The following is a 24,621-nucleotide window of genomic DNA, read 5'->3' as shown; positions in this document are numbered from 1 at the left end:
TACATTGGGCGCTGGTTTGCTTTGTCCGCCGACGGCTGCGGCCCAGTCCCCTCGCTTTTCACAAACCTGCCCTGCACTCTCATTCGGCGATTGCGCGCAGTTCCAAGACTACTGGGACCACGCAACGATGTCACAACATTACGACTGCCCCTTTCCTAGTGCCGCTAAGCAGTGTTGGGATAGCAGCGGCTATATAATTAAAGGTTGCCACGCGAGCCCGCTAGGGCTGGACTTCATAGCAGCGCATGACATTTTCTCGGATCTGTTTAGAAAGGCGTATGCCGCCGGAGAGTTCAGCAGGGCGCCTGCCCTAATGTATATCTGGGAGGACGTAGATGCAACCTTGATGGATATTTTATATCCCATATCAAATCGGCAGCAGATAGAGGCAGACGTGTCGGCATTAACTCTTAAAGACGCAATCGCGATAGCTACAATCGCAGTGAAATACTCTTCTGATTTTCCACCTGTCTTGAGGATTTTGTCGACAATAGCTATCAATGTTTCCGCATGCACAGATCTAGAGAGACGAATTCCCGGTTTTGTGCGGACAGTCCTGTCACAGGCGATGACGTTGGCCGGAGTCTGGTTGGTGGAAGGCCCCGTAGGCGATCCTGTGGATACCAATCTTGTTTACGATGGCCCTGTCGACATGCATTTCAATGCAGCGCGAGCCGACTGCGGCGGGAGCGCGGCGCGCCCGACAATTCTCTTTCAGGGCGATCGTAAGGACGGGACTAGTTTCAGTTATCAGCTTGACGTTGGGGGCAACCCGATAGCGTTCACGGGCAATCGCGTCAAGGTAACATTGATAAAGAAAACCGCGGATTGGACCCGGTATCTTTGTGCTGCCGGGACGATTTCTATTAATAACTGATTTAGCGATAGACATGCGAAAAGGTCTGCTGATGAATTGGTACAAACTGGCCAAGGTGGGGTGGTTCATTGGCTGCACCGTTGCCTGCTTATTGTCATCCGCCCGCGCAGACGATCTGACCGACCGCGATGTACTTTGGCGACAAAATGCCTTCCTCTGCGCTATAGCCTCTCCGACGTTCCCGTCCAAGGAAATCGTGGGTCAGCCCCTGGACTGCGACGATGGTGACATGACTCTTTTCAATGGCCTGCTTTGCGCCGCTGGAGAATCAGAGGGATGTGATGCAGTCGCGCGTTCCCAGGGGACCAATGGTCGATGGTGGCGGTCTCCGCGGCGGATTGGTTGGGAGGCGCCTGCTTATGACGTATCGTTCTCTCCTGACCAGTCGTTGGGGGTATTGCTATATTCTGTTCAAACCGGTGATGCTGTAAGATTCTCACGTTGGTTATCCTGGTTAGAGGCGAATCGTCCATGTCTCGCTAAGGTCGGCGGCACGTGTGTCCAATTAGGTTGGCTGCGCTTCTGTACAGACGATCCAGATAAGCGCTGCACACTTCGCCCAGCCGATTGTGTTCGCATCGAGGAAGTAGCGCGGAAACTCAGCGTCGATGGCACGCTGTGCAGGCGCATCATGCGCGAACTTCATATGCCAGAAGATGTACTCCTGCCCCTTGGCGAATTTCTAATTGGCGCCGCAACTGTCGATGATCCAGGCTATCCTCAACATCTGGTGGGTGTCGACATAATGCTCGCCAGACGACTCGACGTGGATCTTAGCAAAGTCGATCAAGCCGCAGCTATTCTTTTTGGGCGCACGTCCGACAACGCGTTCTTTCGCTATCTTTATGAAGGCGCGACCCAAGAAGTCAAAGCAGACGCTCTCACGACATGTCCAGCTCCCGACCGCCTGTCCATCAATCGATTTCAATGGACTTGGGAGCGTGAGACAAAGGCTAACTCGTGGGCAGAAAGCATGTATTGGGAGTGCATTTTTCTTGGCGATTTACTCCGTCAATGAAAGCGGGCGGTGCGGTCGGTCCGCCGAACCATTCAGGGGGATACAAAATGCAGCGGCTATTATTAATGACACTCGTCTAGCGGCGGCGAACGGCTTCGCGGTGGCCGAGGAATACATCGACGTTGAAACTGCCAAGCAGACAGGCCGCACCGCCTTCGGCGAGATGGTAGCGTATCTCAAGGCGCATCCATCCGTTCGCGTGGTGCTGGTCGAGAAGACCGACCGGCCTTATCGCAACCTCAAGGATCGGGTGACGGTCGACGAACTGGACGTGGCATCTGGCCGACCGAAACGCCGCTGGGCTATCGCAACATCACCGGCCCGGACGGCAAGAAGAATCATCGCCGTCGATCCAGCGCTCTCGCCGGTCGTGGCGCGGCTGTTTGACTAGTATGCGCGCGGCGACGTTTCGTTGAAGGAAGCGGCGCGCAAGGCGCACGCGGCGGGTCTGGTCTATCCCAAGAGCGGCGCAAAGGTGGCGCGAGGAGCAGAGCCGCTGCCACCGCGAGATCGAACGGCTTCTTGACCTCGCCCGGAACGCGCAAAGCCTGTTCTCGGCGCAGGAACCGCGCGAAAAACGCCGGTTGCTCAACTTCGTGCTATCGAACTGCACCTGGGAGGATGGCGAAGTGGTCGCTACGTTCCGCCAACCCTTTGACATGCTTGCGAAAACCTTAACTGCCGCTGCAAACTTTGGGCCGGACGAGAGAGCCAAATTGGCGAAAAATGAGGTTTGGCTGGGGAACTTGGATTCGAACCAGGACTAACGGGGTCAGAGTCCGTGGGTCTACCGTTGACCTATTCCCCAGCAGGCGCGGTTGTTGAAAACCGCGCGGGCAGGGCGACGATGTCGCCGCGCGTGCCTTGTAGCCGCCGCCGGGATTACGGTGACGGTGCATCATTTTCCTTTCGCCGCGTGCCTCGTTTTCCGGGTTTTCACGGCTTTGCCGATTTGCCTGGCGATGCTCTCGGCCCCAGGGGCGCATTGAAAACCGCGCCATCGGCGACGCGGCAATACTCGATGAGCAGTTCTTGTGAAACCATAGTCTTTCGGACGTGAAAACGCTTTGGCTCACCCGTACGGTGCCGGCGATGCGGCAGACCGGGAACGCGGGCAAGGTGCACCATGCGGCGGGAGCCACATGGTAAACAGTGCACTCACCGTAATTCTGATCTATACTCCGGACATCGGCCCGAACGCCTACGGCAAGCCGAAGGGCGGATGAAGCGCTTGATAGAGTTCTCTTTGTAGTCATGGGGCGATGTTAAGATGTTAGCCTCCGACCTGACGAAATTTATCGAGCAGGATCATCTGGCTCTGGATGCCTTCGTAAAGGGCGATCCTGAGCCCTTGAAAAACCTCTACTCGCGACAGGACGACGTCATTATTGCCAATCCCTTTGGCCCGCCGGCGAAGGGATGGAGAAAGGCCGCTGAGACCATGGAACGGGCCGCCACCAATTACCGGCACGGCAAGGCCATCGGCTTTGAGCGCATCTCGGAGTATGCGACAGCCGACTTGGGATACATCATCGAGGTCGAGCGGCTCCAATCCAAGGTCGGCGGTGGCAACAAACTGGTGCCGATTGCGCTTCGAGTCACCACCATATTCCGGCGCGAGGAAGGCACGTGGAGGATCGTCCTTCGTCATGCCGATCCGATAACCTCGGCACGCCCGCCGACGTCCATTGTCGGGGAGTAGAAGGGTTGCCGGAGAGGTTTTAGGAACTACGGTGACAGTGCACCATTTTTCTTTTCGCCGCCTGCCTCGTTTTCCGGGTTCTCACGGCTTTGCCGATTTGCTCGCCGATACTCTCGGCCCACGGGCGCATTGAAAAACCGCGACATCGGCGACGCGGTAATGCTCGATCAGCAGTTCTTATGGAACACATAGTCTTCGGAGTCTTCGGACGTGAAAACACTTTGGCTCGCCGGTACGGTGCCGGGGAGACGCGGCAGACCGGGAACGCGGGCAAGGCTTCGTTGATCAGCGGTATTCCGGGGAACAGATGCAAGCGAGCGCATCTATTTTCCTTCAAACGCCGTTACGAACCCGTTCCGAATTGGTCAGGGCTTCGCCGAGGCGGCCCACCGCTTGTTTCAGTGCCTTTTCCGCGGAATCGGTTAGCGATTTAGCGCCGCCCTCGCAGAGGACACCTGCATCGCCTTGTGCATTTCCCTGACCTTCCACAGTTGAACCGAGCAATCGACCTTTTCGACCGTCAACAGTTATCGAAGCAACCAAGTCAACATCGGTTTCTATGCCGGCAGACCAAAAACCTGGTACAACCCGCAGTCGGGCATTCATCTCTTCGCCTTTGACCATAATCATCCCACGGCTCTTACGCTCCGCGAGGCCAGCGGCATCGACTGGCTGATCCACGATCTCGAGTTCTGTGACGAGGGATTCCAGCGTCTTGCGGACAGATCCGGAGAAACCGCTTCGCATATCGATCGGGTAACTGTGAGCGGCGCAATTTAGATCCGAAGGCTTGATCGATCTATTTAGCGCGGCGGAGTCTATAAACAGCAGATATTTTCCAGGGAGCTTTTCGCCGTAGCTCGAATAAACGTTATAAGCGGCGATTGGCATTGGCTCGGCTTTATATTGACAGCCGGCAAGCGCAAATGCGGCCGCAAAAACGGCCAACTTTCTATATTTCATCCCCAGCCCTCCCCAGGCAAAGGGAAGCATCGCGCAAGATCACCGCAGACGCAAGCATCGCCCTACACAAGTGTCGGGCAAAATCGTGTCTATGTTATTGAAAGAGAATCAACTGGCTGGGGAACCTGGATTCGAACCAGGACTAACGGAGTCAGAGTCCGTGGGTCTACCGTTAACCTATTCCCCAGCAGGCGCTTGTCGCGCAGGGTGGGCCGCCAGGCAGCCGCGCGGCCCTTGTAGCCGCCGCCGGAAAATAGTCAACCCTGTGTTGGGGTTCAATCGTCGGCTTCCGGTGCTTCAACTCTCGCTGCGGCTGTATTGCGAGTGCTCGAAGAATAGCACCACGCCGAGCGCGATCAGCAGCGGGATGATCAGGTAGAACAGCCGGAACACCAGCAGCGCCGCCAGCACGCCGACCTGGTCCATATGTGACAAGCCCGCGAGAAACACCACCTCGAACACGCCCAGCCCGCCCGGCGCATGCGAGATCTGCGCGATCGAGAACGACACCAGGAAAACGCCGAGCACGATGAAATAGCCGGGATTGCCGGTGGCGGGCAGGGCGAAGAAGATGATCGCCGCCGCCGCCAGCAGTTCGATCGGGCCGACCAGCAATTGCCGCGCCACGATCGGCAGCGCCGGATAATGCAGCTGAAAGCTGCCGATCCTGAGTGGTCTCAGATGCAGCCAACTGCCGAATATGTAGGCCGCCACCACGAGCAGCATGGCGAGCCCTGCTGCTTGCGACAGCCGGTGATGCGGCGTGCCGGAAAACCGGTCGATCACGTCGGGCTCGAGCAGCAGGACGATGCTTGAGACGAACAGCGTCGACAGCACGAAGGTGATCCAGCAGATCGCCACCAGAATGCCGACGTCCTGCCCGGTCAGGCCCCTGGTGCCGTAGGCGCGGTAGCGGATCACCGCACCGGAAAACACCGAGCCGCCGATATTGTGCGACAGCGCGTAGGTGGTGAACGAGCAGAAGGTGACGAACAGCCACGATACTTTCTTGCCGATGTGCAGCAACGCGATGTGGTCGTAGCCGGCGAGCGAGGCATAGGCGATGACCGAGCTCAGCGCCGCCAGTACCCAGCCGCGCGCCGGGATGGCGATTATGCCGGCCCAGACATCGTCAAGCGAGATGCCGCGCAATTCGTGCAGCAGCAGCCACAGCGAGAACACCACCGCGGCGATGCCGATGACGGGCCAGAAATAGCGCCTCCAGTTCATGGCATGACGATCATGCGTTGCAGCCCGTACCGTTTTCCGGTTCGCAGCAGGCAAACCGCCCGCGTTGCCGAATGATTTACCCTCCATTTCAGAAATGCCTCATTGAAGCCGGCTATTCAACCGGGAAGGCGCGTTGTGGCGCTCGCGCCTTCCCTTCTCCCAAGGGGACAAGGGCTCACCGACGTCGCCGCCTTCACGCCGCCGGCAAAATTCGCCGCGAGCGCTCTTGGTGATCCGGCCGTGCGCTGATAGTCTGGCGGCAACTTGAACATGTAAAAGCGCCTGCTGCGTCCGGTCTCCGGTTCGCGCGGTGCCGGAAGGAACGACAGTGGAAGACCACGACGCCGGCGCTGGCGCGCCGGAAGTGGGCGTGTCCAGGGGTTCGCCGACGCCGTCCGGCCAGGCAAGCCCATCCACCGGACGCTACGGCCGTCAGGTGCAACCCTGGTCCGGCAATGGACAGGCTGGCGACACGTCCCACGATCACAAGGGTCAGAACGGCCCGCATCAGAACGGCAAACCCAAGAAACGGCGCAAGCGCCGGCGCGGGCGCAAGGTTTTCGCACGCGACGAGACTCGTCCGCTGGCGGCCGGCGCTTCGGTGCCCGCCGCCAACGAGGCCCCGGCCGCGCGCCCGCCCCAGCCAGCGGCTTACGCGCCTCCGCCCTCAGCTCCGCCAAGGCCGGGGCAAGGTGCCCGCACACCGCCGCCGCTGCAGGAATTGCCGGTGTTTGCCGCGCTCGATCTCGGCACCAACAATTGCCGGCTGCTGGTCGCGGTGCCGACGCGCCATGGCCAGTTCCGCGTCATCGATGCCTTCTCGCGCATCGTCAGGCTGGGCGAGGGCCTTACCGCCAATGGCCGGCTCGGCGACGCCGCAATGGACCGCGCGGTCGAGGCGCTGAAGATCTGCGGTGACAAATTGCGCAACCGCAAGGTCAGGAAAGCCAGGCTGATCGCCACCGAGGCCTGCCGAACCGCCGCCAATGGCGTCGAGTTCCTCGAGCGCGTCGAGCGCGAGGCCGGCCTGAAGCTCGAGATCATCGACCGCCAGACCGAGGCGCGGCTGGCGGTGTCGGGCTGCGGTTCGCTGGTCGAGCGCGACACGCAAGGCGTCGTGCTGTTCGACATCGGCGGCGGCTCGTCCGAAATCGCGCTGATCGACCTCACCGGTCAGCGCTCGCCAAGGCTTGCCAACCATATCGTCTCGTGGACGTCGCTGCCGGTCGGCGTCGTCTCGCTGGCCGAGCGTTTTGGCGGCCGCACGGTGACACGCGAGATCTTTGGCGCCATGGTCGAGGATGTCGCAATGCGGCTGCGCGCCTTCGACGGGCGTGATCGGCTGAGCCACCTCCTGGCCAGCCCGAAATTCCATTTGCTCGGCACATCGGGCACTGTGACGACGCTGGCCGGCGTCCATCTCGATCTCGAACGCTATGACCGCCGCCGCGTCGACGGGCTGTGGATGGATCGCGACAGCGTCGACCGCATGGTCGAAAAACTGGTCGGCTGGGATTTCCAGCAACGCGTCGCCAACCCTTGCATCGGCGCCGACCGCGCCGACCTGGTTCTGGCCGGCTGCGCCATATTGGAGGCGATCCGCGCCGTCTGGCCGTCGGAGCGGCTGCGTGTCGCCGACCGCGGCCTGCGCGAGGGCATATTGAGCGAATTGATGGCCGATGACGGCGTCTGGCGGCGAGGCAGAGCATGATCCCGAAAAGTGGCTGCCGGTTTTCGGACAAGATCATGCTCAAACAAGCAATCAAGCAATGACCAAGAAACCGGAAAGACCGAGCTCCGCCGGCATTCGCGTGCTGAAGACGAAGATCAAGAAGAAAAGCGGCCTGAAGGAATCGTCGCGCCGCTGGCTGCAGCGCCACATCAACGATCCCTATGTCCAGCGCTCGAAGGCCGACGGCTATCGCTCGCGCGCCGCCTACAAGCTGATCGAGATCGACGACAAGCACCATCTGCTCAAGCCAGGCATGAAGGTGATAGACCTTGGCGCGGCACCCGGCGGCTGGTGCCAGGTCGCCGCCGCGCGTACCAAGTCGACCGCGGAACACCCGAACGTCGTCGGCATCGATTACCTCGAGATGGACGCCGTGCCGGGCGCGCCGGTGCTGCTGATGGATTTCCTCGATCCGCAGGCACCCGAAAAGCTGGCCGAGACGCTGGGCGGCCAGCCCGACATCGTGCTCTCCGACATGGCCGCACCGACCACCGGCCACAAACGGACCGACCACATCCGCACCATGCATCTGTGCGAGGTGGCGGCCGATTTCGCGCTGTCGGTATTGAAGCCAGGCGGACATTTCCTCGCCAAGACGTTTCAGGGCGGCGCCGAGAACGAATTGCTGGCGAAACTCAAGCGGAATTTCCGCTCGGTCCATCACGTCAAGCCGCCGGCCTCACGCGATGAGTCGGTGGAGCTTTATTTGCTGGCGAAGGATTTTAAGGGGTAGCGCCCTTTCCTTCTCCCCTTGTGGGAGAAGGTGGCCTCGCGAAGCGAGGTCGGATGAGGGGTGTTCCAGCTTGGCAACACGCTTGCAGTTATCATCGCCTCATTTCTTCCAACACCCCTCAACCGTCTCGGCGCTGCGCGCCGATCCACCTTCTCCCACAAGGGGAGAAGGGAAGGGGTCCTCAACTCCCCGGCGGGCTCACCGGCTCCAGTGTCTTCGGCGGCGTCAACCGGCCATGTCCAGACACGGCATTGCCGGCGTCCGGGGCCAGCCGCATGAACGACAGCGAGGCTGCCGCCGACACCGCCGCTACGATGAAGAAGGCGGTGTGGAAGTCGCTCAGCGTCAGCGGGCCACCATGGATCTTGGTTGACACTTCCAGGATGCCGCCGGCCAGCGCCACACCGAGCGCGATCGCCAACTGCTGGAACACCGCGGTGATCGGCGTCGCCTTGCTGGTGTCGGCGGCCGAAATCTCGGCGTAGGCAAGCGCATTGATGCCGGTGAAGAACATCGAGCGGATAAAGCCCCCGGCGAGCAGCATGGCGAGGATCAGCCCGTAGGGCGTGTCGGGTGTGAACAGACCGTTGATGGCGATGGACGCGGCAGCGATGAGCGAGCCTGAAATCAGCACCCGGCGGAAGCCGGCGACCCTGAAGATCAGCGCGGTGACGAATTTCATGCCTATGGCGCCGATTGCCGAGACGAAGGTGATCATGCCGGACTGGAACGGCGTCAGCCCGAAACCGATCTGGAACATCAGCGGCAACAGGAAAGGTACGGCACCAATGCCGATGCGGAACAGTCCGCCGCCGAGCACCGACGAGCGGAACACCCGATTGCGAAACAGCTCGAGCGCCAGCAGCGGGTTCTTGGCGCGGCGCGCGTGCAGCAGGTAAAGCACCGCCGATGCCAGCCCGACGGCAACGGTGATAAAGCCGGCGACTGGCGGCAGAGCCGGCAGGCTGACCACCGACAGGCCGAACACGATGCCCGATGCCGCCAGCCCGCTCAGCACGAAACCGATGAGATCGAGCGGCGGCGTCTGCGCGGCGTCGGTCTTCGGCAGGAAACGCGTGGCCAGCCAGATGCCGATCAGCCCGATCGGCACATTGATCAGAAAAATCCAGTGCCAGGAAAAATAGGTGGTGATGAAGCCGCCGACCGGCGGGCCGACCAGGGGGCCGACCAGAGGCGGGACAGTCAGCCACGACATGGCGGCGACGAGCTCGCTTTTCGGCGTCGCGCGTACCAGCACCAGGCGTCCGACCGGCGTCATCATGGCGCCGCCAATACCTTGCAGGAAACGTGACACCACGAAAGCCGGCAGCGAATTGGAAATGGCGCACGCGACCGAACCGACGATGAACACGGCGATCGCGGCGCGGAAGACATTCTTGGCGCCGAAGCGGTCGGCCATCCAGCCGCTGATCGGAATGAAGATCGCCAGCGATACCAGATAGGCGGTCAGCGCCAGCTTGAGCGCGATCGGGCTGGTGTGGATGTCGATGGCGATCGCCGGCAACGATGTCGCAATGACGGTCGAATCCATGTTTTCCATGAATAGAGCGACCGCCAGGATAAGCGGAATGGTGCGGTTCACGATGGATCCGGCCTTGAAATGTGCGTCGCGATTGCTTGCCGGCCCTGGGGGCCAAACCGACAGGTAGGGCGGTTATCATGGTTTGGCCCGGATGTCGTATTAATTTGCTGTCACGTTTGTGCGACCGCAAGTCCCGCAGCCCCTGGGGCAAAATGCAGCTTCGCCACTACACAACCATCGGCTTTTCAACGGCCACGGGACGTGTTACGAGCCAGCGCCAATCCTGAAAGGGAAGAAGACGAGTCGGCGCTGTCCATCCAGGGCGAGCGCCTTTCCTGCATTCCGAGGGCTGGCCATGGCAAAAATCATCGAGACGTCCACCGGCGCATTGGCGCTGACCTTTGACGACGTGCTGCTGCAGCCGGGTCATTCCGAGGTCATGCCCGGCGAGACCGACATCCGCACCCGCATCGCCGGCGACATCGACCTCAACGTGCCGATCCTGTCGGCCGCCATGGACACGGTTACCGAGGCGCGGCTCGCCATCGCCATGGCCCAGGCCGGCGGCATCGGTGTCATCCACCGCAATTTCTCGCCGGCCGAACAGGCCGAGCAGGTGCGGCAGGTGAAGAAATTCGAGTCCGGCATGGTGGTCAACCCGGTCACCATCGGTCCCGAGGCGACGCTTGCCGATGCGCTGGGTCTGATGCGCACCTACAGCATTTCGGGCATTCCGGTGGTCGAGAACGGCGGCACCGGCGGCCACACGGTCGGCCGGCTCGTCGGCATCCTGACCAACCGCGACGTCCGCTTCGCGTCCGATCCGGCGCAAAAGGTCTATGAGCTGATGACCCGCGAGAACCTGATCACGGTCAAGGAGAACGTCGATCAGGACGAGGCCAAGCGGCTACTCCACCAGCACCGCATCGAGAAGCTTGTTGTGGTCGATCGGGACGGCAATTGCGTCGGGCTGATCACGGTCAAGGACATCGAGAAGTCGCAGCTCAACCCGCACGCCACCAAGGATGCGCAGGGGCGCTTGCGCGCAGCCGCCGCCACCAGCGTCGGCGATGACGGTTTCGAACGCGCCGAGCGCCTCATCGACGCCGGCGTCGACCTTCTCGTGATCGACACCGCGCACGGTCATTCGCAGCGCGTTCTGGATGCGGTGACGCGGGCCAAGAAACTGTCCAACTCGGTTCGCATCCTGGCCGGCAACGTCGCCACCGCGGAAGGCACCTTGGCGCTGATCGATGCCGGCGCCGACGCGGTCAAGGTCGGCATCGGACCAGGCTCCATCTGCACCACCCGCATCGTCGCCGGCGTCGGCGTGCCGCAGCTCTCGGCGATCATGTCGGCGGTCGAGACGGCGCAGAAATCCGGCGTTTCGGTCATTGCCGATGGCGGCATCAAATATTCGGGCGATCTCGCCAAGGCGCTGGCCGCCGGCGCAAGTGCTGCGATGATCGGCTCGCTGCTGGCCGGCACGGACGAGAGCCCGGGCGAGGTCTATCTGCACCAGGGCCGCTCGTTCAAAGCCTATCGCGGCATGGGCTCGGTCGGCGCGATGGCGCGCGGCTCCGCCGATCGTTATTTCCAGGCCGAGGTACGCGACACGCTGAAACTGGTCCCGGAAGGCATCGAAGGGCAGGTGCCGTACAAAGGACCTGTGTCTGGCGTGCTGCACCAGCTTGCAGGCGGCCTGAAAGCCGCTATGGGTTATGTCGGTGGCCGCGACCTTGCCGATTTCCGCGAGCGCGCCACTTTTGTGCGGATATCCAATGCCGGACTTCGTGAAAGCCACGCCCATGACGTCACGATTACCCGCGAAAGCCCGAATTATCCTGGCGGAGCCTGACCGTCATGCGTCTTGGCGCAATCTGACGGCAATGATCCTGCGGCTGTCGCGCCACGCGGCCGCACTCTGTGTCGCCACCGTGGTGGTTTTCATCATCATGACGGCGATGGAGTTCCTCTATTTTCGCCGATTGAGCGGCGGTCTGCCGTCGCTCGACATGCGCTATACCGGTTTTACCCCGGATGAGGGCATGGCCTGGCTAACAGCCCTCGGCCGGCGCGGCAGCGAAATTATTCTCGTCTGGCATTACCTGACCTTCGACCTGCTGTTTCCGGCGCTGCTGTCGCTGACGATGGTCAGCCTGATCCTGGCCACGGGCCGGCGGCTGAAGAATTTCCGTGCACTGCCTGCGCAAACCCAGTCGATATTCGCGGTTGTGCTGGTGCTGCCCTACCTGCTTACCGACTATGCCCAGAATATCGCCGTGGCTCGTCTTTTGTCCGATTTTCTGTCGGCCAATCCGGATTCGCTATCCTTCGCCTCGGCGCTGATCGTCACCAAATTCGCCCTACTGGCGATACCAGTGACCGTCACTGCGGCTTTCACTCTGATGGCTCAGAAACGGTCTTGAAGGCTGGGTGACAGAGACAGGGGGCATCTTGAACCAGACCGCGATCTTCTGGCCGATGCTGGCGCAGGTGCTGCTGGTCTATATCGTCTATATCGTAATGGGCCGGCGCCGCTATGGTGCGGTCAGATCGGGCGAAGCCAAGACCGGTCAGTTCAAGACGCGCTCGACGGAGCCTGGTTCCAGCGTCACCGTCGCCGACAATCTGAGCAACCAGTTCGAACTGCCGGTGCTTTTCCACGTCTTATGCTTGACGCTGCACGTGACCAATGGCGTCAATTACCTGACCTTGGCACTGATGTGGATCTTTGTCGTCTCTCGCTATTTTCACGCATCGGTCCACTTGACCAGCAATCAGCTAATCCTGCGCAGCAGGGCATTCTACCTGGGCGCGGTGGTTCTCGCACTTGGCTGGATATGGGTGGCGCTGCATCTGCTCGGCTTGGTCTGAGCAGATCAAGGCTGCACGTCGAACACAGCGATCTTGCGCTTGTCGAACCTGATGGCGAGTTCACCGCGCACAAGCTTGAGCGCGGCCTCGCCGAAGACGGCGCGCCGCCAGCCTTGCAATGCCGGCACGTCGGCTTCCTCGCCCTCGGCAGCGATGCGGTCGATGTCGTCACTGGAGGCGAGTACCTTGGATGCGACGCCCTCCTTTTCGGCAACGATCCGCAGCAGCACCTTCAGCAACTCCGCCGCGGCGCTTGACCCCTCCGGCGGCTGGAAGCTCTTCGGCAGCTTCGGCATCTCTTCCCTGGGCAGGGCAAGGGCAGCGTTTACCGCGCCAAGCAGTGCCGTCGCCGTCGACGAGCGCTCCCAGCCCTTCGGCGTGGTACGCAGCTTGCTCAGCGCCGCAGCGTCGCGCGGCGCCTGCTGCGCCACTTCGTAGATAGCATCGTCCTTGAGCACCCGGCCGCGCGGCACGTCGCGCTCGCGCGCTTCGCGTTCGCGCCAGGCGGCCACCGCCTGCACGATCGCCAGTTCCTGCGGCTTGCGCAGCCGCATCTTGAGCCTCTTCCAGGCATCCTCGGGATGCGGATCGTAGGTCTCGCGCGAGGTCAGCACGTCCATCTCCTCGTTCAGCCAGTGGGCGCGGTTTTCCCGCACCAGCTCGGCGCTGAGATGCTTGTAGACCTCGATCAGGTGGGTGACGTCGGCGAGCGCGTAGTCGAGCTGCTTTTCGGACAGCGGACGGTGGCGCCAGTCGGTGAAGCGCGAGGACTTGTCGAGCCGCGCTCCGGTGATGCGCTGCACCAGCTGGTCGTAGGAGACGCTGTCGCCGAAGCCGCAGACCATTGCCGCGACCTGGGTGTCGAACACCGGATGCGGCACCAGATCGCCGAGATGCACGATGATTTCGATGTCCTGGCGCGCCGCATGGAAGACTTTGACGATCGCCTCGTTGGACATCAGCCTGAAGAACGGTTTCAGGTCGATGTCGGGCGACAGCGGATCGATCAGCGCGGTCACCCCGGGCGCTGCCATCTGGATCAGGCACAGGATCGGCCAGAAGGTCGTTTCGCGAATGAATTCGGTATCGACGGTGACGAATTCCGCCTTTTCGAAAGCGGCAATAGCGGTCTCGAGTTCTTTCTGGGTGGTGATGACGTGCATCAAATCGCTTTTGGCAAGGGATAGGGTCTCTTTCAATTTCAGCCGCGCGCGCTTTCGTCAAGCGCAAGCACCTCTATCCAGGCTTTGCGGGTTCATCGGGATCGGCATTCCGCTTCGCCAGCCGGGCAAAAACCGTCGAAGTGCGCAACAGCGCCGTAAAACGGCTGCGATGGGTGGCCGGCACGGCGGAGCGCGCCTGCATCCGGTAAAGGATGACGGCCACGAAGATCGCATAGACGGTGGCGCTGAACACGAACAGCGCGCTCGGCCCGAAAAATTGCATCACCGTCGAGGCTGCGAACGGCCCGCCAATGGCGCCGAAGGAATAAAACAGCATCAAGGCCGCGTTGATCAGCACGAACTCGCCCTTGTCGGCGCGGTCGTTGGAATGCGCCGCTGACAACGAATAGAGCGGCATGGCGAAGCAGCCGAAGATGAAGACGAGCAGGAAGTTGAGAAACGGGCTGCCGCCTGCCACGAATGCCAGCGCCAGTGCCGCCACCATCGCACAGCACGTCGTCATCAGCAGCACCGAGCGCCGGTCCCAGCGGTCGGAGAGATAGCCAAGCGGGTATTGTATGATGGCGCCGCCGAAAATGCCGACGCTGACGAAGGTGACGACGTCGGCGACCGACATGCCGATCTGCTCGGCATAGACCGGCGACAGGGTGCGAAAGGCGCTGTTTGTGACGCCGACGGCGATACAGCCGAAGCAGCCGAGCGGCGAGATCCGCCAGACGCGCGCCAAATCGAGCTTGACGTCTTCCGGCGGCGTCGGATTGGAGCGGTCGCCGAGCGAAACCGGCACCAGCGAAACGGTGATCATCATCGACATGATGGCGAAGATGGCAAAGCCGCCGGCGCCGAAGATCGGGATCAGGAACTGGGCGCCCGTCACCGAGCCGATGTCGACCATCCGGTAGATGGCAAGCACCCGCGCCCGGTCGGTGTTCGTGACGCCGGAATTCAGCCAGGCTTCCATGATGGTGAACAGGCCGGCAAAGCAGAACCCGCCGGCAAAGCGCACGGCGCACCACATCACCGGATCGATGACCAGCACCAGAAGCAGCGTTCCCGCCGAGGCGATCGCCGCGAGTGCCGAAAAGGCGCGCACATGGCCGACGGACTTCATGATGCGGGTCACGGCAAGGCAGCCGAGCAGGAAGCCGGCGAAATAGAACGTGCCCATCAGGCCGATCGAGGAAGCGGGAAAACCTTCCTGCGCACCACGCAGCGCAATCAACGTGCTCTGCAGGCCATTGCCGCCGAGCAGGATGCCGGCGGCGATCAGGAGGGGGATCAGCGGGCGGATGGAGGACATGAAGGAAAGCCTGTCGTTGATCCTTCTTGAACCATCGCCTTCGCCAATGCCAGCGGCAATTCCCGGTGGCGTTGGGGCCAGCCGGGGGCCTTAACGCATGTCGCGCAAAAGTGTGCAGCGGTTTTGCGATAACGACATGCATAAAAACAAGAACCTAAAGCGCGTCGCCGAGGCCGATCGAACGCGACACGTTTTAGGTGCATTAACGAGGGGGAACTTGCGCTACCGCGTGGCGCCGGACCCTCCGTGTTGGGAACCAAGGCGTATCTTTGTAGTTCAGTGCTGGTGGGCGAATGCGCGTCTTGTGAGCTGCCGGTGTGCGGAGATGGTGTCAGGCATCGACGTCGTTTCTGCTGCCCGGCCTGAAGCTTCAAAGGGAGGTCCGCCATCATGAAATTTCATTCCGCATTTGCGGCATTTGCCGTGGCCGCAGTTCTGGCGGCCGGGCCGGCGCGGGCTGTCGACCTCGTCATGGTGTCCGGAGATACCGGCAACGGCCAGAGAATCCTTCGCGAGATCCTCGATCAATACGAGAAGACGACCGGCAACAAGGTTAGCGTCGTTCCGCTGCCCCCCTCGGCGACGGACCAGTTTGGCCAATACCGGCTCTGGCTTGCCGCCGGAAGCAGCGACGTCGACGTCTATCAAACGGACATCATCTGGGCCCCCCAGCTTGCAAGGCAGTTCATCGACCTGACCGAAGCGACCAAGGATGTCGTTGGCGCCCATTTCCCATCGATCATCAAATCGCAGACCGTGGACGGCAAGCTCGTCGCCTTGCCGATATTCACCGACGCTCCGGCGCTCTACTACCGCAAGGATCTCCTCGACAAATACGGCGCCAGGGTCCCGGCCAGCTGGGCTGAACTTGCCGATACCGCCAAGCTTGTCATGGATAAGGAGCGCGCGGCCGGCAACAAGGACATGTGGGGTTTCGTTTTCCAGGGCAACGCCTATGAGGGGCTGACCTGCGATGCACTCGAATGGGTGAAGTCGAACGGCGGCGGCCAGATTATCGAGCCGGACGGCACCATCTCCATCAACAATCCGCAAGCAGCTGCGGCGCTGGAAATGGCGAGGAGCTGGGTGGGAACCATCTCACCGCCCGGCGTTCTGGCCTACCAGGAAGAAGAGTCGCGCGGAGTCTGGCAGACCGGCAACGCCGTCTTCATGCGCAACTGGCCCTACGCCTACGCGCTTGGCAACAGCGAAAGCTCCCCCATCAAAGGCAAGTTCGAGGTGACGACGCTGCCGCCGGGGTCTGGTGAGGGCGCGCACCCGGCAGCAACGCTTGGCGGCTGGAATCTCGCGGTTTCCAAATATTCGAAGAACCCGGATGCAGCGATCGAGCTGGTCAAATGGATCGCCTCGCCTCAGATGCAGAAGTACCGCGCCTTGAAGGGGGCATATCTGCCGACCATCCAGGCACTCTATGACGATGCCGACATCGCCAGCGCCCAGCCGGTGATTCCGCGCTGGAAGGAAGTCGTCCTCAACGCGGTGCCGCGTCCCTCGGCCCAAGCCAAGAGCCGGTACAATGAGGCATCGAGCGAGTTCTGGACCGCCGTCCACAACACCATTTCCGGCGAGGGCACAGCCGCCGACAACCTTGCCGATCTGGAGTTCTCCTTGACCAGGCTCAAGGGCACCGCCTGGTGACCTCGCCGCGCTCAGGCTCGCTGCTGGCGCGTCAACGTACGCGCTCGGCATGGCTGTTGCTTGCCCCGATGCTCATCGTGCTCGCCGCCGTTGCCGGTTGGCCGTTGATGCGCACGATCTATTTCGGCTTCACCGACGCCTCGCTCGCCGACCTCGAAGCCCGCCGCTGGGTTGGCTTCGCCAACTATTTCTCCGTCGTGCAAATGCCGAGCGGCCGCGTCGTCTATGACGGGCTGCTCGCCGATCCGGTCTGGTGGCGCGCCGTCTGGAACACGGTGCGCTTCGCGGTGATTTCGGTGACCTGCGAGACGGTGCTCGGCATGATCGTCGCGCTGGTGCTCAACGCCAGGTTTCGCGGCCGCGGTATCGTGCGCGCCGCGATCCTCATCCCTTGGGCGATCCCGACGATCGTCTCGGCGAAAATGTGGCAGTGGATGCTCAACGACCAGTTCGGCATCATCAACGACGTCCTGCTCAAGCTCGGCCTGATCAGCACCAAGATCGCCTGGACGGCCAGCGCCGACACGGCGATGGTCGCCGTCCTTGTTGTCGACATCTGGAAGGCGACCCCCTTCATGGCGCTTCTCATTCTCGCCGGCCTCCAGATGCTTCCACAAGAAATCTACGAGGTCGCCAAGCTCGACGGCGTCGGCGCGTGGAGAATTTTCTGGAAGATCACTTTGCCGCTCATCCGACCGGCGTTGATGGTGGCCATGATCTTTCGCGGTCTCGATGCCCTGCGCATCTTCGATCTGATCTACGTGCTTACGCCAAACAACATACACACCAAGTCGATGTCGGTGTTTGCCCGCGAGAGCCTGTTTGAGTTCGACAAGTTCGCTTCCGGTTCCGCCGCCTCGACGCTTCTCTTCCTTATCCTCGCTCTGCTGACCATGCTCGTTCTTTGGCTCGGCCGGATACGACTGGACAAGGACTATTGATCATGGGGGACTATTGATCATGGGGGACAACTGACCATGTGGATCGTCAAGCGCACGGCTTTCTACCTCCTCGTCGCCGTTATCGTCGTCGTCGCGGTGTTCCCGTTCTACTACGCCATCATCACCAGCCTGAAATCGGGGACGGCGCTCTTCCAGATCGACTATTGGCCGAAGACGATTACCTTCAGCAATTACAGGACCGTGTTCACCGAGGGGACCTTCCTGCGCAACCTCGTGAACTCGCTGTTCATCTCGAGCGCCGTTGTCGTCATTTCGCTGTTCCTCGGCGTCACCGCCGCCTATGCGCTGGCGCGCATCCGCTTCCGCGGCCGCTCGGCTCTGCTCCTCACTATCCTGTCCGTTTCGATGTTCCCGCAATTGGCGGTGCTTGCCGGGCTTTTCGAGCTGATCCGCATCTTCGGCCTCTACAATTCGCCGTTCGCGCTGATCTTGTCCTACATGATCTTCACCTTGCCGTTCACCGTCTGGGTGCTCACCGCCTTCGTTCGCGACCTGCCGATCGAGCTGGAGGAAGCGGCGATCCTCGATGGCGCCACGCCCTGGATCATCATCAGCCGCGTCTTCCTGCCGCTCATGTGGCCGGCGCTGGCGACCACCGGGCTTCTCGCCTTCATCGGTGCGTGGAACGAGTTCCTGTTCGCCCTGACGTTTACCTCCAGCAACGAGCAGCGAACCGTGCCGGTCGCCATCGCTCTGCTCTCCGGCAGCTCGCAGTTCGAGATCCCGTGGGGCAACATCATGGCCGCATCGGTGATCGTCACCGTGCCGCTCGTCGTCCTCGTTCTCATCTTCCAGCGCAAGATCATTTCCGGTCTCACGGCGGGCGGGGTGAAGGGGTGAGTGCATAGTTGAACTGCCGGCACAGAGCAGCGAACTCAGATTGACGCCTCGAGCATAAATTGATGCCGGTGGGACTCGACCCGGCTGCAGCTTGCCTTGACAAATGCACCCTCTCATGTGCTTTTCGCGCAAATTTTCAGGCTGGGCCATCATGCCTTGGCCGCAATCCAACATCCGGACTTTAAGAATGACAATGCATCGTTACCGCAGCCATACCTGTGCCCAGTTGAGGAAGGCCGACGTCGGCTCGACCGTTCGCCTGTCGGGCTGGGTGCATCGCGTGCGCGACCATGGCGGCCTGCTGTTCATCGATTTGCGCGACCATTACGGCCTGACCCAGATCGTCGCCGATCCGGATTCGCCCGCCTTCAAGATCGCCGAGACCCTGCGCGGCGAATGGGTCGTCCGCGTCGACGGCGAGGTCAAGGCGCGCCTCGCCGACACCGTGAACCCTAATTTGCCAACCGGCGAGATCGAAGTCTTCGCGCGCGAGATCGAGGTACTGTCGGCCGCCAGGGAATTGCCCCTGCCGGTCTTCGGCGAGCCGGATTACCCAGAGGACATCCGCCTCAAATACCGCTTCCTCGACCTGCGCCGCGATACCCTGCACAAGAACATCGTCGCGCGCACCAAAATCATCGCCGAGATGCGCAAGCTGATGGGCGAGGTCGGCTTCACCGAATTCTCGACGCCGATCCTGACCGCCTCGTCGCCGGAAGGGGCGCGCGACTTTCTGGTGCCGTCGCGCATCCACCCCGGCACTTTCTATGCGCTGCCGCAGGCACCGCAGATATATAAGCAGCTGATCATGGTGTCCGGCTTCGACCGCTACTTCCAGATTGCGCCGTGCTTCCGCGACGAGGACCCGCGCGCCGACCGTCTGCCGGGTGAATTCTACCAGCTCGACGTTGAGATGAGCTTCGTCGAGCAGGAGGATGTGTTCACCACCATGGAGCCGGTGATGCGGGGGGTGTTCGAGACCTTTGCCGCCGGCAAGCCGGTGACGGAGAAGTTTCCGCGCATCGCCTATGATGTCGCCATGCGCAAATACGGCACCGACAAGCCGGACCTGCGCAACCCGATCGAGATGCAGGCCGTCTCGGATCATTTTCGCGACTCTGGCTTCAAGGTATTTGCCAACATCCTTGCCAACGATCCGAAGGCCGAGGTCTGGGCCATTCCGGCCAAGACCGGCGGGTCTCGCGCCTTCTGCGACCGCATGAACTCATGGGCGCAAGGCGAGGGTCAGCCCGGCCTCGGCTACATCTTCTGGCGCAAGGAGGGCGAGAAGCTCGAAGGCGCCGGGCCGCTGGCCAAGAACATCGGCGAGGAGCGCACGGAGGCGATCCGACAACAACTCGGCCTCGCCGATGGCGATGCCGCCTTCTTCGTCGCCGGTGATCCGAAGAAGTTCGTCTCCTTCGCAGGAGCGGCGCGCACCCGCGCCGGCGAGGAGCTCAATCTTGTCGACCGCGACCGCTTCGAATTGTGCTGGATCGTCGACTTCCCGTTCTTCGAATGGAACGAGGAGGAGAAGAAGATCGACTTCGCGCACAATCCTTTCTCGATGCCACAAGGCGGCATCGATGCGCTTAACGGCGAGGATCTGCTCGGCATCAAGGCGTTCCAGTACGACATGGTCTGTAACGGTTTCGAGATCGCCTCCGGCGGCATCCGCAACCATCTGCCCGAAACCATGGTCAAGGCGTTCGAAACCGTCGGGCTGGACCGCGCGACGGTCGAAGAGCGCTTCGGCGGCCTTTATCGCGCCTTCCAGTATGGCGCGCCGCCGCATGGCGGCATGGCGGCCGGCATCGACCGCGTCGTCATGCTTCTGGTCGGCGCCAGGAACCTGCGCGAAGTGACTATGTTCCCGATGAACCAGCAGGCCTACGACCTGTTGATGAGCGCGCCGTCGGAAGCCAGCCCGCAGCAGCTTCGCGAATTGTCGCTGCGCGTGGTGGCGACGAAGAAAGAGGTTTAGAAAACGCTCCGAACCGGTGCTGTTGATTCATAAAAAAGCCCGGCATCGCTGCCGGGCTTTTTGCTTGAAGCCTGTCTCGGTCAGTCTTCGTTTGCCGTAACCGTCACGCCGAGCGTTTTCGGCAGGTCGAGCGGGTTGGACATGGCGCCCGCCATGATCAGCGCGAACGGCACCGCTGCCGGCGGCTCGGCCGAGACCTCGATGCTTTGCGGATCGTCGAGGAACTTGTTGACCGCGGCCGAAACCTGCGCGGTCAGTTCCGGATTGTTGAGCTGCGCCATGCCGAAGGGCACGATCGCCTTGGCCTGGTTGGCGATGTCCTTGCCGGACATGCCTTGCTGCTTGCCGGCATAATCGAGCACCTTTTTGGTCAGCGAATCGTCGTCGAAGCGGATCGAGGCGCTGTTGAACGAAAGCTGCTGCAGCAGCCCGAGCATGGCCATGCCTTGCGCCGAATTGTCGGCGCCTTCGGGCTGCGCTGCCATCTTCTTCTGCATCTCCTGCAGTGATTTGATGACGTCCAGCGTGTAGCCGCCGAGATCGAAGGTCATGCCGAGCGTGCCGGCATTGTCGACCGATATTTCGTATTTCGACAAGTCCATCCTGCCGTCGGTAGGCTGCCAGGTGCCTTCCATCTCAAGATTGCCTGTTATGTTCTGGTAGCCGAGTGCGTTGATGACTTCCTTGGATTTCGGATCTTCGACCAGGGTCAGGTCGGCAGCGAATTTTTCCGTAGTGCCGGAAAACGCCATGGCCTTGCCGTCGGCCGGCGGCGTGATTGCGATGGCAAGCCCGTCCATCGAGAAAGCAGTTTTGTCAGCCACTTTGACTGTCATGTTGTCGATCTCGGCCGATTTGTACATCATCAGCGAGCCCAGCGGACCGGTTGCGCCTTCGGCCGGAACCGTCATGTCGTGGATGACGAAGGGGCTGAGATTGAGCGTGACGCCATCTTCGCTGTGTTCGAACGGCGACGTCGATACGGTCGCGATTTGATAGCCGCCATTGGCTTCGGTCACACCTTCGAGCTTGACGTCGCCGATCTTGAGCGCCTCCTTTTCGGCCGCCGGTTTGACCGCTACGCCTTGCAGAATCATGCTGGAGGTGTCGCCGGTTACTCCGGTCCAGGAGAGGTCGACACCCTGCGCGGCGAGGGCAGCCTTCAGCCGGTCGGCGACCGCGGTATCCTGCGCGAATGCCGCATTTAGCGGCAGCGTCAGCAAAAAGGTCGAAAAAGCCAGTCTCTTAACAAGTGTCGAGTGTCTTTTAATAAGTGTCGAGTGTCTGATCGTCATCGAGAGCTCCCCTGAGAGTGTCCTGAAATTCTTTTCAAATCGTCGCGTCGTCACCATTCGGTGACGAACTGGACCGGAAAAAGGCGGGCCTCGGCACAATGGTCGAAAATCGCGGCCAAAGGCAAACCCGATCCATCAGCCTTGCGATAGAAGCAGGATGTAACGGATTGATGTTGGCCGGCGTCGCGACGCTTCCAATTCCTGTTGCATAATGGGTGTCGCGCAAAAATGTGCAACGGTTTTGCGATAACGACATGCATCAAAACAAGGACCTAAAGCGTCGCATGGGGCCGGTCGAACGCGATGCGCTTTAGGAGCACGCATACCGGTGTGCCTCTTGCCGCGAATCACCCGCTCGGCTAGTGCCAGCCCATGGGAAAAAGGCTTTTGCCGCCCGAGAGTGGCGGCGGCGACAATATTGAGCCGGTCGATCTGAAGAAGGCGCTGGAAGAGCGCTATCTCGCCTACGCGCTGTCGACCATCATGCACCGGGCGCTGCCGGACGTGCGCGACGGATTGAAGCCGGTGCATCGTCGCATCATGCATGCCATGCGCCTGTTGCGGCTCAACCCCGACCAGGGTTTTGCCAAATGCGCCCGCATCGTCGGCGAGGTGATGGGCAAATTCCATCCGCATGGCGACCAGTCGATCTACGACGCGTTGGTGCGGTTGGCGCAGGATTTTTCGATGCGCTACCCGCTGGTCGACGGGCAGGGCAATTTCGGCAATATCGACGGCGATAACGCCGCCGCCATGCGCTACACCGAAGCGCGCATGACCGAAGTGTCGACGCTGCTGCTGGAAGGCATCACCGAGGACGCCGTCGATTTCCGCCCGACCTACAACGAGGAAGACGAGGAGCCGGCCGTGCTGCCCGGCGCCTTCCCGAACCTGCTCGCCAACGGCTCGTCCGGCATCGCCGTCGGCATGGCGACCTCGATCCCGCCGCACAATGCGGCCGAGCTTTGCGACGCCGCGCTTCACCTGATCGATCATCCGGATGCGCCCGTCACCAAGCTGATGGATTTCGTGCAAGGTCCGGATTTCCCGACCGGCGGCATCATCGTCGACAGCCGAGCCTCGATCCTCGAAGCCTACGAAACGGGTCGCGGCGGCTTTCGCGTCAGGGCGAAATGGAGCCAGGAGGACCAGGGCAGGGGCACCTGGAACATAGTCGTCACCGAAATCCCCTATGGCGTCCAGAAGGCCAGGCTGATCGAAAAGATCGCCGAGCTCTTGATGGCGCGTAAGCTGCCGCTGCTCGAGGACATCCGCGACGAGAGCGCCGAGGACATCCGCGTCGTGCTGGTGCCGAAGAGCCGCTCGGTCGATCCCGGCATCATGATGGAATCGCTGTTCAAGCTGACCGAGCTCGAAAGCCGCTTTCCGCTCAACATGAACGTGTTGTCGCGCGGCAAGGTGCCGAACGTGCTGTCGCTGAAAGGTGTGCTCAAGGAATGGCTGGAGCACCGCCGCGACGTCCTGATCCGCCGCTCCAAGCACCGCCTCGGCGAGATCGAAAGGCGGCTGGAGATCCTCGCCGGCTATTTGATCGCCTACCTCAACATCGACGAGGTGATCAGGATCATCCGCGAGGAGGACGAGCCCAAGCAGGTGATGATGGCGCGCTGGTCACTGACCGACACCCAGGCTGAAGCCATCCTCAACATGCGGCTGAGAGCGCTGCGCAAGCTCGAGGAATTCGAAATCAGCGAGGAATTCAATGGCCTGACCGGCGAGAAGAAGCAGATCGAGGCACTGCTTGCGTCCGACGCCAAGCAGTGGGCGACGATCAAGTGGGAAGTCGCCAATGTTCGCCAGAAATACGGGCCCGACACCGAGATCGGCAAGCGCCGCACCGAGTTCGCCGACGCACCCGAGCATGACCTGACCGATATCGCCCACGCCATGATCGAGCGCGAGCCGGTCACCGTGGTGGTTTCGGAAAAGGGCTGGCTGAGGGCCATGAAAGGTCATCTGACCGACCATTCGGCCCTGACCTTCAAGGAAGGCGACAGCCTCAAGCTCGCCTTCCACGCCCAGACGACCGACAAGGTGCTGGTCTTCACCACCGGCGGCAAGTTCTACACGATCGGCGCCGACCGGCTGCCGGGTGGGCGTGGCCACGGCGAGCCGATCCGCATCATCGTCGACATGGACAACGACCAGGATATCGTCACCGCTTTCGTCCATGATCCCAAGCGCAAGCTGCTGCTGGTGTCGCATGACGGCAACGGTTTCATCGTGCCGGAAGAAGAAGTCGTCGCCAACACCCGCAAGGGCAAGCAGGTGATGAACGTCAAGGCGCCCGACGAAGCCCAGCGCTGTGTGAGCGTCGCCGGCGACCATCTCGCCATTGTCGGCGAGAACCGCAAGATGCTGGTGTTCCCGCTGGCCGAGATCCCCGAGATGGGACGCGGCAAGGGCGTGCGCCTGCAGAAATACAAGGATGGCGGTGTCCTCGACCTCAAGACCTTCACGCTGGCAAGCGGCCTGTCCTGGCAGGATTCGGCAGACCGCACCTTCACCAAATCGCGTGACGAGCTTGCCGAATGGATCGGCGCCCGCGCCTCGGCCGGCCGCATGGTGCCGAAGGGTTTCCCGAGGACTGGCAAGTTCGGGTGAAGCGGTAATCTCCCCCCTCGAGGGCAGGGGAATCGCATATGGCGATTTTGGGGTTGAGTTTAGGCTGAGAAAGGATTCTTTGGAGAGGCAGTTGAGC

At 61.5% G+C, this 24,621-nt stretch carries 20 protein-coding genes and 2 tRNA genes; 14 read left to right on the top strand and 8 right to left on the bottom strand.

The genetic code is table 11. The features are described 5' to 3' along the window. Positions 1-313 precede the first annotated feature (313 nt). Genes NKI39_RS30265 through NKI39_RS30255 form a run of 3 tightly spaced genes read left to right on the top strand, consistent with a single transcriptional unit; the run spans position 314 to position 2,286 of the window. Entirely contained in the window at positions 314-877 is a 564-nt protein-coding gene (locus NKI39_RS30265) for a hypothetical protein (protein WP_352501483.1), read from the top strand. 13 nt (positions 878-890) lie between these two features. Beyond that, on the top strand, positions 891-1,895 hold the full coding sequence (locus NKI39_RS30260; RefSeq protein ID WP_352501484.1) for a hypothetical protein: 1,005 nt from the start codon (positions 891-893) through the stop codon (positions 1,893-1,895). Beyond that, positions 1,873-2,286, top strand: a complete 414-nt coding sequence (locus NKI39_RS30255) for a recombinase family protein (protein ID WP_352501485.1) — start codon at positions 1,873-1,875, stop codon at positions 2,284-2,286. The genes NKI39_RS30260 and NKI39_RS30255 overlap by 23 nt, the downstream gene beginning before the upstream one ends. Positions 2,287-2,629: 343 nt before the next feature. Here NKI39_RS30255 and NKI39_RS30250 read toward each other — a convergent pair. Next, positions 2,630-2,703, bottom strand: a tRNA-Gln gene (locus tag NKI39_RS30250). 462 nt (positions 2,704-3,165) lie between these two features. Here NKI39_RS30250 and NKI39_RS30245 point away from each other — a divergent pair. Beyond that, entirely contained in the window at positions 3,166-3,597 is a 432-nt protein-coding gene (locus NKI39_RS30245) for a YybH family protein (protein WP_352501486.1), read from the top strand. Between the two features lie 333 nt (positions 3,598-3,930). On the opposite strand, the gene NKI39_RS30240 is transcribed toward NKI39_RS30245, so the two are convergent. The 3 genes from NKI39_RS30240 to NKI39_RS30230 form a co-directional block, all read right to left on the bottom strand. Next, on the bottom strand, positions 3,931-4,560 hold the full coding sequence (locus NKI39_RS30240) for a hypothetical protein (protein WP_352501487.1): 630 nt from the start codon (positions 4,558-4,560) through the stop codon (positions 3,931-3,933). A gap of 113 nt (positions 4,561-4,673) precedes the next feature. Beyond that, positions 4,674-4,747, bottom strand: a tRNA-Gln gene (locus NKI39_RS30235). Positions 4,748-4,857: 110 nt separating this feature from the next. After that, positions 4,858-5,790 (bottom strand): lysylphosphatidylglycerol synthase domain-containing protein, encoded by a 933-nt coding sequence (locus NKI39_RS30230; protein WP_352501488.1) that lies wholly within the window; start codon positions 5,788-5,790, stop codon positions 4,858-4,860. A gap of 328 nt (positions 5,791-6,118) precedes the next feature. Between NKI39_RS30230 and NKI39_RS30225 the strand changes: the two genes are divergently transcribed. After that, positions 6,119-7,501 (top strand): Ppx/GppA phosphatase family protein, encoded by a 1,383-nt coding sequence (locus tag NKI39_RS30225; RefSeq protein ID WP_352501489.1) that lies wholly within the window; start codon positions 6,119-6,121, stop codon positions 7,499-7,501. Positions 7,502-7,559: 58 nt separating this feature from the next. After that, positions 7,560-8,255 (top strand): RlmE family RNA methyltransferase, encoded by a 696-nt coding sequence (locus NKI39_RS30220; protein ID WP_352501490.1) that lies wholly within the window; start codon positions 7,560-7,562, stop codon positions 8,253-8,255. Positions 8,256-8,436: 181 nt separating this feature from the next. Here NKI39_RS30220 and NKI39_RS30215 read toward each other — a convergent pair whose 3' ends face one another. Further along, entirely contained in the window at positions 8,437-9,858 is a 1,422-nt protein-coding gene (locus NKI39_RS30215) for an MFS transporter (protein WP_352836435.1), read from the bottom strand. A gap of 295 nt (positions 9,859-10,153) precedes the next feature. On the opposite strand from NKI39_RS30215, the gene guaB reads away from it, so the two are divergent. From guaB to NKI39_RS30200, 3 genes are read left to right on the top strand one after another with little or no spacing between them, the layout of a single operon-like run. After that, positions 10,154-11,656, top strand: coding sequence for an IMP dehydrogenase (gene guaB, locus NKI39_RS30210; RefSeq protein ID WP_352458563.1), 1,503 nt, complete (start codon positions 10,154-10,156; stop codon positions 11,654-11,656). Between the two features lie 31 nt (positions 11,657-11,687). Next, positions 11,688-12,227 carry a hypothetical protein gene (locus tag NKI39_RS30205; RefSeq protein WP_352472058.1) on the top strand — a complete coding sequence of 180 codons (540 nt, stop codon included), beginning with the start codon at positions 11,688-11,690 and terminating at the stop codon, positions 12,225-12,227. Between the two features lie 28 nt (positions 12,228-12,255). Next, positions 12,256-12,675 carry an MAPEG family protein gene (locus NKI39_RS30200; RefSeq protein ID WP_352836432.1) on the top strand — a complete coding sequence of 140 codons (420 nt, stop codon included), beginning with the start codon at positions 12,256-12,258 and terminating at the stop codon, positions 12,673-12,675. Between the two features lie 5 nt (positions 12,676-12,680). Here NKI39_RS30200 and rnd read toward each other — a convergent pair whose 3' ends face one another. Further along, entirely contained in the window at positions 12,681-13,838 is a 1,158-nt protein-coding gene (rnd, locus tag NKI39_RS30195; RefSeq protein ID WP_352501493.1) for a ribonuclease D, read from the bottom strand. Positions 13,839-13,911: 73 nt separating this feature from the next. Then, positions 13,912-15,159, bottom strand: coding sequence for an MFS transporter (locus NKI39_RS30190; protein WP_023674455.1), 1,248 nt, complete (start codon positions 15,157-15,159; stop codon positions 13,912-13,914). A gap of 390 nt (positions 15,160-15,549) precedes the next feature. On the opposite strand from NKI39_RS30190, the gene NKI39_RS30185 reads away from it, so the two are divergent. The 4 genes from NKI39_RS30185 (at position 15,550) to aspS (ending at position 20,604) form a co-directional block, all read left to right on the top strand. Continuing rightward, on the top strand, positions 15,550-16,818 hold the full coding sequence (locus NKI39_RS30185; RefSeq protein ID WP_352836428.1) for an ABC transporter substrate-binding protein: 1,269 nt from the start codon (positions 15,550-15,552) through the stop codon (positions 16,816-16,818). A gap of 68 nt (positions 16,819-16,886) precedes the next feature. Next, positions 16,887-17,759 carry a carbohydrate ABC transporter permease gene (locus NKI39_RS30180; RefSeq protein WP_352472057.1) on the top strand — a complete coding sequence of 291 codons (873 nt, stop codon included), beginning with the start codon at positions 16,887-16,889 and terminating at the stop codon, positions 17,757-17,759. A 36-nt stretch (positions 17,760-17,795) separates the two neighbouring features. Continuing rightward, the gene (locus NKI39_RS30175; RefSeq protein ID WP_352472041.1) at positions 17,796-18,620 is read left to right on the top strand and encodes a carbohydrate ABC transporter permease; all 825 of its coding nucleotides are present in this window, start codon (positions 17,796-17,798) and stop codon (positions 18,618-18,620) included. Between the two features lie 193 nt (positions 18,621-18,813). Beyond that, complete coding sequence (gene aspS, locus NKI39_RS30170) at positions 18,814-20,604, top strand: aspartate--tRNA ligase (RefSeq protein ID WP_352820089.1); 1,791 nt, start codon at positions 18,814-18,816, stop codon at positions 20,602-20,604. An 80-nt stretch (positions 20,605-20,684) separates the two neighbouring features. Here the strand turns inward: aspS and NKI39_RS30165 are convergent, their stop codons facing one another. Then, positions 20,685-21,899, bottom strand: a complete 1,215-nt coding sequence (locus NKI39_RS30165; protein WP_352836425.1) for an aq_1923 C-terminal domain — start codon at positions 21,897-21,899, stop codon at positions 20,685-20,687. A 372-nt stretch (positions 21,900-22,271) separates the two neighbouring features. Here NKI39_RS30165 and parC point away from each other — a divergent pair, with 372 nt between their 5' ends. Then, positions 22,272-24,524 (top strand): DNA topoisomerase IV subunit A, encoded by a 2,253-nt coding sequence (gene parC / locus NKI39_RS30160; RefSeq protein WP_352836422.1) that lies wholly within the window; start codon positions 22,272-22,274, stop codon positions 24,522-24,524. Positions 24,525-24,621 lie beyond the last annotated feature (97 nt).

The sequence above is a fragment of the Mesorhizobium sp. M0664 genome (assembly GCF_040320565.1).
In the GTDB taxonomy this organism is placed as follows: Bacteria; Pseudomonadota; Alphaproteobacteria; order Rhizobiales; family Rhizobiaceae; genus Mesorhizobium.
The sequence above is the reverse complement of the archived record's forward strand: the minus strand, read 5'-3'. Positions and strand labels throughout refer to the sequence as shown.

Coding starts and splice junctions, on each gene's coding strand:
- NKI39_RS30245 (WP_352501486.1), top strand. CDS start 3,166: ATGTTAGCCTCCGACCTGACGAAATTTATCGAGCAGGATCATCTGGCT.
- NKI39_RS30185 (WP_352836428.1), top strand. CDS start 15,550: ATGAAATTTCATTCCGCATTTGCGGCATTTGCCGTGGCCGCAGTTCTG.
- aspS (WP_352820089.1), top strand. CDS start 18,814: ATGCATCGTTACCGCAGCCATACCTGTGCCCAGTTGAGGAAGGCCGAC.
- rnd (WP_352501493.1), bottom strand. CDS start 13,838: ATGCACGTCATCACCACCCAGAAAGAACTCGAGACCGCTATTGCCGCT.
- NKI39_RS30205 (WP_352472058.1), top strand. CDS start 11,688: ATGATCCTGCGGCTGTCGCGCCACGCGGCCGCACTCTGTGTCGCCACC.
- parC (WP_352836422.1), top strand. CDS start 22,272: ATGGGAAAAAGGCTTTTGCCGCCCGAGAGTGGCGGCGGCGACAATATT.
- NKI39_RS30190 (WP_023674455.1), bottom strand. CDS start 15,159: ATGTCCTCCATCCGCCCGCTGATCCCCCTCCTGATCGCCGCCGGCATC.
- NKI39_RS30220 (WP_352501490.1), top strand. CDS start 7,560: ATGACCAAGAAACCGGAAAGACCGAGCTCCGCCGGCATTCGCGTGCTG.
- guaB (WP_352458563.1), top strand. CDS start 10,154: ATGGCAAAAATCATCGAGACGTCCACCGGCGCATTGGCGCTGACCTTT.
- NKI39_RS30230 (WP_352501488.1), bottom strand. CDS start 5,790: ATGAACTGGAGGCGCTATTTCTGGCCCGTCATCGGCATCGCCGCGGTG.
- NKI39_RS30165 (WP_352836425.1), bottom strand. CDS start 21,899: ATGACGATCAGACACTCGACACTTATTAAAAGACACTCGACACTTGTT.
- NKI39_RS30260 (WP_352501484.1), top strand. CDS start 891: ATGCGAAAAGGTCTGCTGATGAATTGGTACAAACTGGCCAAGGTGGGG.
- NKI39_RS30175 (WP_352472041.1), top strand. CDS start 17,796: ATGTGGATCGTCAAGCGCACGGCTTTCTACCTCCTCGTCGCCGTTATC.
- NKI39_RS30180 (WP_352472057.1), top strand. CDS start 16,887: ATGCTCATCGTGCTCGCCGCCGTTGCCGGTTGGCCGTTGATGCGCACG.
- NKI39_RS30240 (WP_352501487.1), bottom strand. CDS start 4,560: ATGAAATATAGAAAGTTGGCCGTTTTTGCGGCCGCATTTGCGCTTGCC.
- NKI39_RS30265 (WP_352501483.1), top strand. CDS start 314: ATGTATATCTGGGAGGACGTAGATGCAACCTTGATGGATATTTTATAT.